Annotated in this window: 1 protein-coding gene; it reads right to left on the bottom strand. The window is 61.4% G+C overall.

Annotation, left to right across the window (positions count from 1 at the left end):
• Positions 1 to 484, bottom strand: a 484-nt coding sequence (locus AC1EJR_RS27340) for a contractile injection system protein, VgrG/Pvc8 family (protein ID WP_477113959.1), incomplete at both ends; no start/stop codon positions are given.

Consider the following 484-nt stretch of genomic DNA (forward strand, 5'->3'; position numbering starts at 1 on the left):
CCCTCCTGCTCCATCAGCAGGCGGATGGTTTCCCAATCGGACATCTGATACTGGAAGCGGAACGCGTGCTGGGGATATTGGCGTCGAAGCCTGAAGGAAAACTGATGCCCGACCAGTTCATGCCGCCGCAGAATCGCCTCGATAATCTCTGGCGCGGTCTGGTGCTGGTAGATGCGGGTGGACCGCGTAAGCCGAAGCCTCGCAACGAGCGGTTCGACGACCATCGCGTAGGCTTGGAAGTCCCGCGTCTGGGCTGTCTTCGAGAAACAGGAAATAAAGCCGGCGAAGATGCGCGGCGGGGAACTATCGCCGGGGTCGATGAGGAAGCTGGCCGGCTTGCCGAGATAATCGGCACGATCCAGTTCGGCAGGGTGCGTGAGTTGAACCGTGACGGCATAGGGTTCGCCTAGCCGCTCCACAGCCTCGAACGACACCACCGACAATGCCCCGGCGCTGGCCGCGCCGGGAACCTTAAGGAAGTACT

This window comes from Cupriavidus sp. 05T42, assembly GCF_056396345.1.